A 14128-nucleotide genomic window follows, 5' to 3' on the forward strand; every position below is an offset into this window, starting at 1 on the left:
CTACCGGCGCCGTGCCGGCAATCCCCCTGTGAGAGTGATACGTATCAGATGAACGCCGCGTCAGCCATCGATTATGAAAGTATCTTCCTGCACGCGCCCGTGGGCATGTGCATGTCGGAAAACCGCATCATGCGCAGCTGCAACGAAGCGCTGGCGGCCATGTTCGGCTATGCGCGCGCCCAGCTGGACGACCAGTCGTTCGAAGTACTCTACCCCACGCACGACGAATTCCTGCGCACGGGTGACCGCATCATCCCCATCATGAACGCCAAGGGCCGCTATTCGGACGAACGCATCATGCGCCGCAGTAATGGAGAATTGTTCTGGTGCCACGTCACGGGCCACGCCATGCTGCCGCGGGAACCGCTGGGGCCGGGCATCTGGACGTTCGAGGATGTCAGCGAGAAACGTCCCGTGACGGCGGAACTGACGCCGCGCGAGCGCGAAATCGCCGCCCTGCTGGTGGAAGGCAAGACGAGCAAGGTCATCGCCCGCCAGATCGACCTCAGCCCCCGCACGGTGGAAATGCACCGCGCCAAGCTGATGCGCAAGTTCGCCGCCTCGACCTCGTCCGAGCTGGTGCACAAGCTGGTGGGCTTGCAGCTGCAGCGCTAGGGCTGCAGCCAAGGTCACTATCGTTTAACGCCAAGTAAAACCGTCGCGAGCGGCAGCGATTTGTGGCCGCAAAGCGCAACGCGCAGCAGGTTTTATGGCGTTAAAAGGTGCTCATGCCGCCATCGGCGGAAATGATGGCGCCATTGATGAAATGCGAATCCTCGCCCGCCAGCAACAGCAGCAGGCCGTCGAGGTCTTCCGGCTTGCCCGGACGTTTATTCGGCAGCATTTCGATCAATTTCTTGCCCTGTTCGGTGGCAAAGTAATCTTCGTTGATTTCCGTGGAAATGTAACCGGGGCAGATGGCGTTCGTGTTGATGCCGTACTTGCCCCACTCCACAGCCATGGCGCGCGTCATGTGCACCATGCCCGCCTTGCTCATGCAGTACACGCCGATCTGCGGCAGCACTTGCAAGCCCGCCATCGAGGCGATATTGATGATGCGGTGCTGCTTCTTCGGGTCGCCCTTGGCGCGCGCGATCATGCGCTTGGCCGTTTGCTGGGCCACGAAGAACGATCCGCGCAGGTTGGTATCCATCACGAACGAGTAATCCTCGGGCGTGACGTCGACCAGGCGTTGCGTGGTGGAGACACCGGAATTGTTGACGAGGATATCGATGGGGCCCGCTTCCGTTTCCGCGTGCGCGATGGCCGACTTGATGCTGGCGAAGTCGGTCACGTCGAGCGACACCACGTGCGCGGCGCCGCCATCGGCTTCGATTTCGGCGCGCAATTCCTTCAGGCGTTCGGTGCGGCGCGACGCCAGCACGACCTGCGCGCCAGCCTGGGCCAGCACTTTCGCAAAGCGCGCGCCGAGGCCGCTCGATGCGCCGGTAATCAGGGCAATCTTGCCCTCGAAATTGACTTCTATGCCCACGAGCTACTCCTGTTTTATTTTAGATAACACTTTACGCCGTGCCGATGGCGCAGGGGCAAAATACCCTGCGTCGCACTTGAGCAAAGGTAAACGCCATCATTACACAAAATGGCCGGATTTAGATTGCGGCGAGGGGCAATGTCACGCAAAATGGCGCCAAAGTTGCAATCCTCGTCAAAAACAAGCACACTCGTGCTTAAATTTCCCCGATGATGCTTTATTCCCTATCCTTGCTACCTAATTGAGTGACTATAAATCGAGACCATGACACAGCCTAATAACTTAGTTGAACAGTACGGACCGCGCGAAACCATGGAGTATGACGTGGTGATCGTCGGCGGTGGCCCCGCAGGCTTGGCCGCGGCGATCCGCCTGAAGCAGCTGGCCGCTGAAAAGAGCCAGGAAGTGTCCGTCTGCGTGCTGGAAAAAGGCGGCGAACTGGGCGCGCATATCCTGTCGGGCGCCATCATGGACCCGAAAGCGCTGACCGAACTGATTCCGAACTGGAAAGAACTGGGCGCGCCCCTGAACACGGAAGTGACGGAAGACCGCATCCTGTTCCTGACCGAAACGAAAGCGTATAAGACGCCAGGCTTCGCCGTGCCGGCCTGCTTTGAAAACCACGGCAATTACATCGTCTCGCTGGGCAATGTGGTGCGCTGGATGGGCCAGCAGGCGGAAAACCTGGGTGTGGAAATCTTCCCCGGCTTCCCTGCCGCAGAAATCCTCTACAACGACGACGGTTCCGTCAAAGGCGTGGCGACTGGCAACATGGGCGTCAAGCGCGATGGCGAACCGGGCCCCGACTTCCAGCTGGGCATGGAATTGCACGCCAAGTACACCCTGTTCGCCGAAGGCGCGCGCGGCCACCTGGGCAAGCAATTGATGGCCAAGTATGACTTGAATGCCGGCAAGGACCCGCAGTCCTACGGCATCGGCATCAAGGAATTGTGGGAAATCGACCCCGCCCAGCACAAGCCGGGCCTGGTGATCCACTCGAGCGGCTGGCCGCTGGACACGAAAACCTACGGCGGCTCCTTCCTGTACCACCTGGAAAACAACCAGGTCATGGTGGGGTATGTGGTCGGCCTGAACTACGAAAACCCGTACCTGTCGCCGTACGAGGAATTCCAGCGCTATAAAACGCATCCGGAAATCCGCAAGTTCTTCGAAGGCGGCAAGCGCATCTCGTACGGCGCGCGCGCCATCGCGGCCGGCGGCCTGCAATCGTTGCCGAAACTGGTGTTTGCCGGCGGCGCGCTGATCGGCTGCGATGCGGGCTTCCTGAACATGAGCCGCATCAAGGGCAGCCACGCGGCCATCAAGAGCGGCATGCTGGCGGCGGACGCAGCCTTCGGCGCGCTGGGCGAACAGCGCCAGCACGACGAACTGACGAGCTACCCTGTCGCCTTCGAACAATCGTGGCTGCATGAAGAGCTGCACGTGGCGCGCAACGTCAAGCCATGGCTGTCGAAAGGCCTGTACCTGGGCAGCCTGATGACGGGCATCGACCAGCTGATCTTCCGCGGCAAGGCGCCGTGGACCCTGCACCACTCGCATGGCGACCACGAATGCCTGAAACCGGCCGCCCAGTCGAAGAAGATCGTGTATCCGAAACCCGATGGCAAGTTGACCTTCGACAAGATGTCGTCCGTGTTCATTTCGAACACGAACCACGCGGAAGACCAGCCGATCCACCTGACGCTGAAGAACGCCAGCGTGCCCGTCGACGTCAACCTGGCCACGTATGCGGGTCCGGAAGCCCGTTACTGTCCCGCCGGCGTGTACGAGTTCGTGAAGAACGACGACGGCGCCGAACGCCTGCAGATCAATGCGCAGAACTGCGTGCACTGTAAAACCTGCGACATCAAGGATCCGACGCAAAACATCGTGTGGGTGACACCGGAAGGCGGCGGCGGGCCGAACTATCCGAATATGTAATCGCAAGGTTCCGCGGCACCGGCTGACAATCGGCCAGAACAGCGCACTCCCATCCGGCAGTGCGCTGTTTTTTTGTCGGAAGGATCAGAATTGCCCGCACTTTGGACCAACTGCAACAGCAAGTGCGCATTCGCGCGGCGTGCGTCAACAAATTCCCCTCGGAAAGTTTCTCACGGGCACTGTCACCAGTTACAATTCCCGTTGCTAAACATTTCTGCCAGCCTCAGCCCATGCACCCGACCCTCCCTCCCGCAGTCTCCCCCGACACCGAATTACAGCAAGCCATCGCTGAACACCAGGCAGGGCGTTTTGCCGAGGCGGAAGAGATTTACCTGTCGATCCTGCAGGCCCATCCCTACCATGCCATCGCCAACCACAACCTGGGCTTGCTGGCCGGACAAGTAGGCCAGCACGTGGCCGGCCTGCCGTATTTGCGCAAGGCGCTGTCCGTCGCCCCGGACGAAGGCCAGTTCTGGCTGTCCTATGCGCAGGGATTGCTGCAGGCGGGACAGCCCGACGAAGCGCTCGACATCGTCGACACCGCCATCGGCCGCGGACTGGACAACGATGCTTCGCAAGCGCTGCGCCGGCAGGCGCAGGAAGCCGTCGCGCTGGCGGCCCTGTCGCCGTCGCAGCCGGAAATGGACCACATCGTACAGCTGTACCAGGCAGGCCAGCATACGCAGATGGAAGCGGCCTGCCGGCAATTGCTGGCAAGCTATCCCGACTCGCCATTCGGCTGGAGCGTGCTGGGCACGGCCCTGCAACTGCAAGGCAAGGATGCCCTCGCCACGCTGCAGCGGACGGTGGAACTGACGCCGCACGATGCGCAGGCGCATGGCCACCTGGGCAATGCCTGGCAAACGGCCGGCAAACTCGATGCAGCCCGCGACTGCTACCTGCGGGCGCTGGAAATCGAGCCGGCGTTCGCCGAGGCGCACTGCAACCTGGGCAACCTGCTCCAGGCGGAAAACCGGCTGGACGAGGCCGTGGCGAGCTATCGCCGCGCCCTTGCCTTGAAGCCGGACTACGCGCTGGCGGCATTTAACCTGGGCAATGCGCTGCTGCGCCAGAAACAGTTTGGCGCCGCTGCCGACAGCTTCCGCGCCGCCACCCTTGCATTGCCCGACGACGCCGAAGCGCACAACCGGCTCGGCCAGGCGCTGCACGAAAACAAAAATGTGCAGGACGCCGTGCGCAGCTTCCAGCGCGCGCTGCAGATCAAACCCGATTACCGGGCGGCACGGAACAATCTGGTCGCCGCCTACCTGGCGCTGAAACAGTATCAGGATGTATTGACGTGCCTCAATACGGCCATGGAATCCGAACCAGATGATGAAGAATTGCACTTTCATTTAGGTAATGTCATGCGCACCATGGGCAAAAGCAAGGAGGCGCTGGCCGCGTTCCAGCGCGCCCTGGAAATCAAGCCCGACTACGCAGCGGCGGAAATCAACCTGTGCTCGCTACTCCATGCCGAAGGCCACCTGGAAGAAGCCATCGCCAGCGGCTATCGCGCGCGGACGGTGGCGCCGCATATTCCGGAAAGCCACAGCGGTCTGCTGTTTTGCCTCAGCCATAGCATCGATATCGACGCCCAACGCCTGTTTGAGGAACATTGCCGCTTCGGCGACGCCTTCGACCACCCATCCACGGCCGGGACGGCGGAAGGCCAAGGTTTTCACAACGACAACGATCCCGCGCGGCGCATCAGGGTCGGCTTTGTCTCGGGCGACTTCAATTCGCACGTGGTGTCCAATTTCGTCGTGCCCGTGATCGCGCACCTGAGCGCCAGCCCCGGCCTGAGCCTGTATGCCTATTACAACAATACGCTGGAAGACGCCGTCACGCAGCGCCTGCGCGGCTATTTCCCGCATTGGCAAAATATCATCGAGGTGAGCGACAGCAACTTGCAGGAAAAGATCCGCGAAGACGGCATCGACATCCTGGTCGACCTGTCCAGCCATACGGCCTTCAACCGCCTGACGGCCTTTGGCCGCAAACTGGCGCCGATTCAGGTCAGCTGGATCGCCTATCCCGGCACAACGGGCCTGAAAACCATGGATTACTACCTGACGGACCCGCAATTCGACGTCGATGAAAAGTACTTCACGGAAAAAGTCGTGCTGCTGCCCGCCAGCGTGCCCTTCCTGCCATCGTCGGACTCCCCGGAACTGGTCCGCGCGCCCGCGCTGGGCAACGGCTACCTGACCTTCGGCAGCTTCAATCGGCTCAGCAAGCTCAATCCAGGCGTCATCGCCCGCTGGGCAAAGCTGCTGCGGGCCCTGCCAGAAGCGAAAATGCATCTGGCTGCCATGCAAAAGGACAGCGACATCGCCACCTTGCAAGCCTGGTTCGCGCAGGAAGGCATCGCCGCCGACCGTCTGACTTTCCACGGCCGCACCCACCTGGGCGGCTATCTGGCCCTGCACCAGCAAATCGACCTGTGCCTCGACACCTTCCCGTACACGGGCGGCACCACCACGCTGCACGCGCTGTGGATGGGCGTGCCCACGCTGACGCTCAAGGGTACAAGCGTACCGAGCCATGCCGGCGCCTGCATCTTGCAGCATGTGGGTCTCGACGCCTTCATCGCGACCGACGACGACGATTTCGTCCGGAAAGGAATATTCTTGTCTAGCAACATCATGCAACTGGCCGTCCTGCGCGCAGACTTGCGCAACCGCATGCAAGTGTCGGCACTAGCCGACTCCCGGGCGATTGCCCACAATATGGAACAGGCTTTCCGCACCATGTGGCAGCGCTGGTGCGGCGGCTTGCCGCCCGCATCGTTCGCCATTGCGCCCGACGACGCCAGCAAGCAGGCGGTGCAGTCATGAGCGACAAGAAGCCCATTTACGTCACGCAGCCGCTCATGCCGGATTTGCAAGATTTCCTGCCGTATCTGGAGGAGATCTGGGAAAACAAGATCCTCACCAACGGCGGCCCGTTCCACCAGCAACTGGAACAGGCGCTGTGCGACTATCTGGGCGTCAAGCACATCTGCCTGTTTACCAATGGCACGCTGGCGCTGATCACGGCCCTGCAGGCGCTGCGCATCACCGGCGAAGTGATCACCACGCCCTATTCCTTCGTCGCCACCGCCCATTCGCTGCTGTGGAATGGCATCAAGCCCATTTTTGTCGATATCGACCCGCTGAGCCTGAATATGGATCCCGCCAGGATCGAGGCAGCCATCACGCCCCACACCACCGCCATCATGCCGGTGCACTGCTATGGCCGTCCCTGCGACGTGGAACGCATCGAAAAGATCGCCGACAACTATGGCTTGAAAGTCATCTACGACGCGGCGCATGCGTTCGGCGTGCGGCACAAGGGCAGCAGCGTGCTCAATTGCGGCGACCTGTCCGTGCTGAGTTTTCACGCCACCAAGATTTTCAATACCTTTGAAGGGGGCGCGATCGTCTGCCCCGACGCCAAGACCAAGCAACGCATCGACCATCTGAAAAATTTCGGCTTCGTCGACGAAGTGACGGTGGTGGCACCCGGCATCAACGGCAAGATGAGCGAGATCAACGCCGCATTCGGCCTCCTGCAATTGAAGGGCATCGACGCGGCTCGCCTGCAGCGCCGCGCCATCGATGGCCGCTACCGGGAACGGCTGGCGGCCATCGCCGGCATCGACTGCCTGCCGGCGGGAGAGGAAGAATCGGCCAACCATTCCTACTTTCCCATACTCGTCAAGGAAGCCTACGGCATCAGCCGCGACGCACTGTTCCAGCTGCTGCGGGACGAGAATATCTATGCGCGCCGCTATTTCTATCCGCTCATCAGCGACTTCCCCATGTACCGCAGCATGCCGACCGCCGCCCACAGCAATCTGCCGAACGCGCTGCAGGCATCGCGGCAAATCATCTGCCTGCCCATCTATCCCGGCCTGGGTCTCGATCAGGTCGATGCCATCTGCGCCATCGTCGAGCGTCACGCACAGGCCGACCTGACTCCATGAATATTTCCACAGACACCGACTTTTTCGGCACCATCGACGACCATCGCTGGGCGGCACAATTTACCGTGCTGTCCTACAAGGACGGCGGCCAGACCCTGATACCGCATGGCTTTTTCCGTAACTGGCTGGGCAATGAGCCGGACTTCGGGCAATTTACCATCGGCCGCTGTTCCGGCATCGGCATCGGTTCGCAAGCCAAATACGATTCGACCGCGCAGCACCTGCAAATCGGGCGCTACGTTTCCGGCGGCGCGAATCTGCGCTTCATCCTCAACGGCCAGCACGACATGCGCACCATTTCCACGTATCTTCTGGCATTGGGCGGCATGGGCCTGGAAAACAGCCCGATTCCCCAATATGCCGATACGGTCATCAAGAACGATGTGTGGATCGGCGACGAGGCGATGATATTGGGCGGCGCGGTCATCGAGAATGGCTGCGTCATCGGTGCGCGCACGCTGGTGCCGCCCAATTTCCGCAGCGAACCCTACGGCATTTACGCAGGGACGCCGGCGCGGCTGCTGCGCTTCCGCTTCAGCGAGGAAGTGCGCGCAGCCCTGCTGGCGCTGGCCTGGTGGGAACTGCCGCTGAGCTGGATACGCGAGAATAATGCGCATTTCCTGCAAAACATGACGGCCGACGACGGCGAGGCGCTGCGCGTCATAGCCGAACTGGCAGAAAGCAAGCGCCGCCACCTGGAAGCCGGCGCCGCACACCCGCACAAGGATGACCATGTCTGAACTTTTCAATCCCGGCTATTACACCGAAGAAGACTTGCACGGCGCGGGGTTTCGCAGCCTCGGCCACAACGTGCGCATCGCCAGGAACTGCGTCATCATCGGCATCGACAATATCGCCATCGGCAACAACGTGCGCATCGATGGCTACAGCACGCTGGTGGCGGCAGGTGGCCATATCCGCATCGGCAGCTACGTTCACATTGGCGGCGGCTGCTTTCTCTCCGGTGGCGCCGGCATCACACTGGAAGACTACGCCGGCTTGTCGCAAGGCGTGCGCCTGTACAGCAAGACCGATGACTACAGCGGAGCGAGCATGACCAACCCCACCGTGCCGGCGGAATTTACAAACTGCAAAAGCGGCGCCGTCCACCTGGGCAGGCACGTCATCATCGGCTCGGGCAGCGTGGTGCTGCCCGGCGCGCAGCTTGGCGAAGGCGTCGCCGTGGGCGCGCTCAGCCTGGTCACCAGGTCCCTGCCGGCGTGGGGAATCTATGCGGGCACACCGGCGAAGCGTATCAACAGCCGCGACCAGGGGCTGTTAATTGCGGAAGAGCAATTGCGCGCGCGGGATGCCGTGATAAATAGTTAAAGGTGCATTTTTAATCATAATTTCCATGGCAATAAAAAATCACCGCAGGCCAGCGGCCAGCTAAAAAATATTTCCATGTAGCATTTAATACATAAGCAGAAATAGCCGCCTTGTGCTTGTGAGAGCAGAAAAATAGCGCGTCTCGCTGAATATATCCTACAGGAGCAATACAATGCTGAGCCTTCACACCAATAACGCATCGCTGTCCGCACAAAACTCGATCGCCAAGACCCAATCGCAACTGTCGACCTCGATGACCCGCCTGTCGACCGGCTACCGCATCAACTCGGCAATGGACGACGCTGCCGGCCTGCAGATCGCCACCCGCCTGAAAGCACAGACCAGCGGCATGACGGTCGCCATGAGCAACACGCAAAACAGCACCTCGATGCTGCAAACGGCTGAAGGCGCGTTCGGTGAAGTCACCAACATGCTGGTGCGCATGAAAGATCTGGCCACGCAAGCTGCCGATGCTTCGTCGAACACGGCCGACAAGGACGCCATGCAAGCCGAGTACGACGCACTGGGCCTGGAATTGTCCAACGTGATGAACAACACCACGTTCGGCGGCCAAGCTCTGCTGACCGGCGGCACCATCGCCAGCGCCATGACGTTCCAGATCGGCGCCGCGAAGTCGGAAACGATGACCATCAACCTGTCCACCTCGATGGGCAGCGTCGCCACCGCACTGGGTTCGGCCACCGCCAACTTCACCGGCACCGCCGGCGGCACCGAACTGAAAACCCTGGCCAACACGGCCATCGGCAGCCTGGTTTCGGCCATCGACAGCATCGGCGTGGTACGTTCGGCACTGGGCGCCGCCGCCAACCGCCTCGACCACGTCAACAGCAACCTGTCGAACATCTCGACCAACACCAAGGCCGCTACCGGCCGCATCATGGACGTTGACTTCGCCACCGAAAGCTCGAACATGACGTCGTCGCAGATGCTGCTGCAAGCCGGCACCGCGATGCTGAAACAAAGCAACAGCATGTCCTCGATGGTCATGTCCTTGCTGCAATAATCACCGGCGCCTCGCGCCACATGAAAGCCCCGGCAAGCGATTGCCGGGGCTTTTTTTCATGGCCGCGCGCCAGATAAAAAATTTCCATGTGGAATTTAATGAAAGGCGCTCTCCTGTCGCCTTGTAGGGGTGAGGGCAAGAAATTACCTGCCGCTCGACGAATTCACTTACCAGGAGCAATACAATGCTGAGCCTTCACACCAACAACGCATCGCTGTCCGCACAGAACTCGATCGCCAAAACGCAATCGCAACTGTCGACCTCGATGACCCGCCTGTCGACCGGCTACCGCATCAACTCGGCAATGGACGACGCTGCCGGCCTGCAGATCGCTACCCGCCTGAAAGCACAGACCAGCGGCATGACGGTCGCCATGAGCAACACGCAAAACAGCACCTCGATGCTGCAAACGGCTGAAGGCGCGTTCGGTGAAGTCACCAACATGCTGGTGCGCATGAAAGACCTGGCCACGCAAGCTGCCGATGCTTCGTCGAACACGTCCGACAAGGACGCCATGCAAGCCGAATACGACGCACTGGGCCTGGAATTGTCCAACGTGATGAAAAACACCACGTTCGGTGGCCAAGCCCTGCTGACCGGCGGCACCATCGCCAGCGCAATGACGTTCCAGATCGGCGCCGCGAAGTCGGAAACGATGAGCATCAATCTGTCCACCTCGATGGGCAGCGTCACCGCCGCGCTGGGTTCGGCCAGCGCCAACTTCGGCGCCGCCGGCCTGGGCACCGAACTGACCGCCAGCGCCAACGCCGCCATCGGCAGCCTGGTTTCGGCCATCGACAGCATCGGCGTGGTACGTTCGGCACTGGGCGCCGCCGCCAACCGCCTCGACCACGTCAACAGCAACCTGTCGAACATCTCGACCAACACCAAGGCCGCTACCGGCCGCATCATGGACGTCGATTTCGCCACCGAAAGCTCGAACATGACCTCGTCGCAAATGCTGCTGCAAGCCGGCACCGCGATGCTGAAACAAAGCAACAGCATGTCCTCGATGGTCATGTCCTTGCTGCAATAATCACCGGCGCCTCGCGCCACATGAAAGCCCCGGCAAGCGATTGCCGGGGCTTTTTTTCATGGTGGCGCGCCAGATAAAAAATTTCCATGTGGAATTTAATGAAAGACGCTCCCCTGTCGCCTTGTAGGGGTGAGGGCAAGAAATTACCTGCCGCTCGACGAATTCACTTACCAGGAGCAATACAATGCTGAGCCTTCACACCAACAACGCATCGCTGTCCGCACAGAACTCGATCGCCAAGACCCAATCGCAACTGTCGACCTCGATGACCCGCCTGTCGACCGGCTACCGCATCAACTCGGCAATGGACGACGCTGCCGGCCTGCAGATCGCTACCCGCCTGAAAGCACAGACCAGCGGCATGACGGTCGCCATGAGCAACACGCAAAACAGCACCTCGATGCTGCAAACGGCTGAAGGCGCGTTCGGTGAAGTCACCAACATGCTGGTGCGCATGAAAGATCTGGCCACGCAAGCTGCCGATGCTTCGTCGAACACGGCCGACAAGACCGCCATGCAAGCCGAATACGACGCACTGGGCCTGGAACTGTACAACGTGATGACCAATACCACGTTCGGCGGCCAGAATCTGCTGGGCGCCGGCACGACCGGCACGGGCACCCTGTCGGAAGCCAAGATGACCTTCCAGATCGGCGCCGCCAAGTCGGAAACCATGGACTTCACCGTGCAAGCAGGCATGGTCACGCTGGACGGCGCGCTGAAAGGCCTGTCCGCCAACAACTTCAAGGCAGCCAGCGCCGGCGTCGGCACGGAACTGACCGGCACGGCAAACGCCACGATCGACCTGCTGAAAAATGCCATCGACAATGTCGGCACGATCCGCTCCTCCCTGGGCGCCGCCGCCAACCGCCTCGACCACGTCAACAGCAACCTGTCGAACATCGCCACCAACACCAAGGCCGCTACCGGCCGTATCATGGACGTTGACTTCGCCACCGAAAGCTCGAACATGACGTCGTCGCAAATGCTGCTGCAAGCCGGCACCGCGATGCTGAAACAAAGCAACAGCATGTCCTCGATGGTCATGTCCTTGCTGCAATAATCTTTGCCGGGCCGCTTGCGGCCAGCAACGCCAAGCCAGACTGCGGTCTGGCTTTTTTTATGCGCGAAACGTATTTATTTGACTATATTGCCTTTCGATTTAACAATGCGGGCGGCGCAGTCGCCTATACAAGGTAGACCCGATTCACCCTCACCGCCCACCGGAGCCGCCTTGTGCTGAGCATTCACACCAATATCGCCGCAATGTACGCCCAAAGCGCCGCCGCCAGTGCGCAAAGCCGGCTGGCGACATCGATGCAGCGCCTGTCCACCGGCTTTCGCATCAACTCGGCCATGGACGACGCCGCCGGCTTGCAGATCGCCACGCGCCTCAGCGCCCAGGTCAGCGGCATGACGGTGGCCATGCGCAACACGCAGAACAGCACCTCGATGCTGCAGACGGCCGAAGGCGCGTTTGGCGAAGTCACCGACATGCTGGTGCGCATGAAAGACCTGGCCACGCAGGCGGCCGACGCTTCGTCCAACCAGACCGACCGCGACGCCATGCAGTCCGAATACGATGCGCTGGGGCTCGAGCTGTACAACGTCATGACCAACACTTCCTACGGCGGCGGCTTGCTGCTGGGCAACGGCAGTGCCGGCAAGGGCACCCTGTCGGAGGCGATGACCTTCCAGATCGGCGCCAGCAGCAGCGAAACCATGCAGTTCGACGTGTCAGGCAAGATGGGCGGCCTGGACACCTTGCTGAAAGCCATTTCGGCCAACTTTGCCGCCAGCGGCACGGCCGGCAGCGAAATCGGCACGAATGGCAGCGCCAACAACATGATCGACCAGCTGGCGGCGGCGCTCGACCAGGTCGGCGGCGTGCGCTCGGCCCTGGGCGCGGCGGCCAACCGCCTCGACCACGTGCACAACAACCTGGCCAACATGGTCACCAATACCAAGGCCGCCATCGGCCGCATCATGGATGTCGATTACGCGGCGGAAAGCGCCAACATGGTGTCGGCACAAATGTTGCTGCAGGCGAGCACGGCGATGCTCAAGCAAAGCCAGAGCATGCAGAAAATGATACTGTCCCTGTTGCAGCCATGATGGCTGATACCGCCTGATTCACCGGCTCTTATAGACTTTCATCTGGACACAGTGGCATGGCGATAGACCGCATTTCATCGGGCAACCCGGTTCCCCTGATTACCCAGCGCTTCGACGTCAGCCCCGCAACGCCGATGGTGCCGGGCGTGGTTCAGCCGCTGGTGCCCATCGGCCCCTACATGGCGCCCGCGCCCGACGCCGGCACCCTGCCCGCCCAGCTGCAACAGCAGGGACAGGACAGCCTGGCGTCCCTCATCAAGCCGAATGCCGACGGGACGGGCGGCGCTATGCCGCGCGACAGCAGCGCCATGCAAGTCAATCAACTGTTCTTCACGCGCCAGCTGGTCTGGCAGCCGCCCGACGCGGCGCAGCTGGCCGCCTCATGGCGCGTGATGGTCAAGACGTATGGCGAGCAATACGCGGCCTTGCAGGAACAGGCGCGCGGCCAGCACGTGCCGGGCAACCTGTTCATGGCCGAGCAGCAACCGGCCCTGCTGCGCGAAGGCGCCCGCCCACCGTTGACGGTCGACAGCGAAGCGTGGCGCTTCGCCGTGTATGGCTGGGGCGGCCAGCGCCTGCTGCTGCGCGTGCTGGCCAGCGACGAGGAAGACGATGCAACGCCCAAGCGGCGCGGCAAGGTGGCGCTGCGCGTGGAACTGATCATCATCGGCATCGGCCGGGTCGTGATCCAGATGGAACCGTCCGGCGACGGCGTGCTGCTGGAGCTGGCCGCCGACGAGGAAGCCGCATTGCGCCATGTGCGCCTGGCCTTGCCCGAGATCGCCGACGCCGTGCGGCGCGCCGGCCTGCGCGTGGTGCGCTGCCGCCTGAACCGCCAGCTGCACGCGCAGCGCGTGCACGGCAATTACTCGATGCAGGCGGGCGCCGCCTCGCTGTCGCTGGCCCTGTTCCGCGCCATGGCCGAAGTGGCGCTGCTGCTGACGCAGCCGGAAGCGGAAGCGGCGGCCGATCCCGATGCGCGCGCGGCCCCCGCGGACGCGGCCGAAGAGGAAACCATCATCGTTTCGAAGGAAGTGGCGGCGCCGCTCGGTTACGACTATGGCGACGAAGAAGAAACGGCGCAAGGCCGCACCGTGCTGCTGCTGGCCGACGGCCAGGAGCACGACCTGCTGCCGCCCATCGACGAGCAGGATTGACGCAACAGAATTGATACAGCATAAAAAAACGGCGCCCGCAGCGCCGTTTTTCTTTTCATGCCAG

At 61.5% G+C, this 14128-nt stretch carries 12 protein-coding genes; 11 read left to right on the forward strand and 1 reads right to left on the reverse strand.

What is annotated here, in order from left to right:
* Positions 1-48 precede the first annotated feature (48 nt).
* Positions 49-615, forward strand: a complete 567-nt coding sequence (locus tag O0879_RS06900; protein ID WP_166450196.1) for a LuxR C-terminal-related transcriptional regulator — start codon at positions 49-51, stop codon at positions 613-615.
* Between the two features lie 100 nt (positions 616-715).
* Here O0879_RS06900 and O0879_RS06905 read toward each other — a convergent pair whose 3' ends face one another.
* Positions 716-1492: an SDR family oxidoreductase gene (locus O0879_RS06905; RefSeq protein WP_034752351.1), complete on the reverse strand. Its 777-nt coding sequence runs from the start codon at positions 1490-1492 to the stop codon at positions 716-718.
* A 264-nt stretch (positions 1493-1756) separates the two neighbouring features.
* Between O0879_RS06905 and O0879_RS06910 the strand changes: the two genes are divergently transcribed.
* The 10 genes from O0879_RS06910 to O0879_RS06955 all read left to right on the forward strand — a co-directional run bounded on the left by O0879_RS06910 (position 1757) and on the right by O0879_RS06955 (position 14064).
* Positions 1757-3433: an electron transfer flavoprotein-ubiquinone oxidoreductase gene (locus O0879_RS06910; RefSeq protein WP_174718100.1), complete on the forward strand. Its 1677-nt coding sequence runs from the start codon at positions 1757-1759 to the stop codon at positions 3431-3433.
* Positions 3434-3663: 230 nt separating this feature from the next.
* On the forward strand, positions 3664-6273 hold the full coding sequence (locus O0879_RS06915) for a tetratricopeptide repeat protein (RefSeq protein WP_289915593.1): 2610 nt from the start codon (positions 3664-3666) through the stop codon (positions 6271-6273).
* Entirely contained in the window at positions 6270-7403 is a 1134-nt protein-coding gene (locus O0879_RS06920; RefSeq protein WP_289915595.1) for a DegT/DnrJ/EryC1/StrS family aminotransferase, read from the forward strand. The genes O0879_RS06915 and O0879_RS06920 overlap by 4 nt, the downstream gene beginning before the upstream one ends.
* A complete protein-coding gene (locus tag O0879_RS06925) occupies positions 7400-8143 on the forward strand; it encodes a CatB-related O-acetyltransferase (protein WP_289915597.1) in 744 nt (247 codons plus the stop codon). Before O0879_RS06920 ends, O0879_RS06925 begins: the two co-directional genes overlap by 4 nt.
* Complete coding sequence (locus tag O0879_RS06930) at positions 8136-8732, forward strand: acyltransferase (protein ID WP_289915598.1); 597 nt, start codon at positions 8136-8138, stop codon at positions 8730-8732. Before O0879_RS06925 ends, O0879_RS06930 begins: the two co-directional genes overlap by 8 nt.
* A 172-nt stretch (positions 8733-8904) precedes the next feature.
* Positions 8905-9756, forward strand: coding sequence for a flagellin (locus O0879_RS06935; protein WP_099664377.1), 852 nt, complete (start codon positions 8905-8907; stop codon positions 9754-9756).
* 184 nt (positions 9757-9940) lie between these two features.
* Entirely contained in the window at positions 9941-10792 is an 852-nt protein-coding gene (locus O0879_RS06940; RefSeq protein WP_099664378.1) for a flagellin, read from the forward strand.
* A gap of 184 nt (positions 10793-10976) precedes the next feature.
* Entirely contained in the window at positions 10977-11855 is an 879-nt protein-coding gene (locus O0879_RS06945) for a flagellin (RefSeq protein ID WP_289915600.1), read from the forward strand.
* Positions 11856-12028: 173 nt separating this feature from the next.
* On the forward strand, positions 12029-12907 hold the full coding sequence (locus tag O0879_RS06950) for a flagellin (RefSeq protein ID WP_099664379.1): 879 nt from the start codon (positions 12029-12031) through the stop codon (positions 12905-12907).
* A 56-nt stretch (positions 12908-12963) separates the two neighbouring features.
* Positions 12964-14064, forward strand: a complete 1101-nt coding sequence (locus O0879_RS06955) for a hypothetical protein (RefSeq protein WP_289915602.1) — start codon at positions 12964-12966, stop codon at positions 14062-14064.
* Positions 14065-14128 lie beyond the last annotated feature (64 nt).

It is taken from the genome of Janthinobacterium sp. SUN120, from assembly GCF_030397735.1.
GTDB lineage: Bacteria > Pseudomonadota > Gammaproteobacteria > Burkholderiales > Burkholderiaceae_D > Janthinobacterium > Janthinobacterium kumbetense.

Excerpts from the sequence above, each read along its gene's own strand:
- O0879_RS06900 (WP_166450196.1), top strand. The coding sequence starts at position 49 with ATGAACGCCGCGTCAGCCATCGATTATGAAAGTATCTTCCTGCACGCG.
- O0879_RS06910 (WP_174718100.1), top strand. The coding sequence starts at position 1,757 with ATGACACAGCCTAATAACTTAGTTGAACAGTACGGACCGCGCGAAACC.
- O0879_RS06915 (WP_289915593.1), top strand. The coding sequence starts at position 3,664 with ATGCACCCGACCCTCCCTCCCGCAGTCTCCCCCGACACCGAATTACAG.
- O0879_RS06920 (WP_289915595.1), top strand. The coding sequence starts at position 6,270 with ATGAGCGACAAGAAGCCCATTTACGTCACGCAGCCGCTCATGCCGGAT.
- O0879_RS06925 (WP_289915597.1), top strand. The coding sequence starts at position 7,400 with ATGAATATTTCCACAGACACCGACTTTTTCGGCACCATCGACGACCAT.
- O0879_RS06930 (WP_289915598.1), top strand. The coding sequence starts at position 8,136 with ATGTCTGAACTTTTCAATCCCGGCTATTACACCGAAGAAGACTTGCAC.
- O0879_RS06935 (WP_099664377.1), top strand. The coding sequence starts at position 8,905 with ATGCTGAGCCTTCACACCAATAACGCATCGCTGTCCGCACAAAACTCG.
- O0879_RS06940 (WP_099664378.1), top strand. The coding sequence starts at position 9,941 with ATGCTGAGCCTTCACACCAACAACGCATCGCTGTCCGCACAGAACTCG.
- O0879_RS06945 (WP_289915600.1), top strand. The coding sequence starts at position 10,977 with ATGCTGAGCCTTCACACCAACAACGCATCGCTGTCCGCACAGAACTCG.
- O0879_RS06955 (WP_289915602.1), top strand. The coding sequence starts at position 12,964 with ATGGCGATAGACCGCATTTCATCGGGCAACCCGGTTCCCCTGATTACC.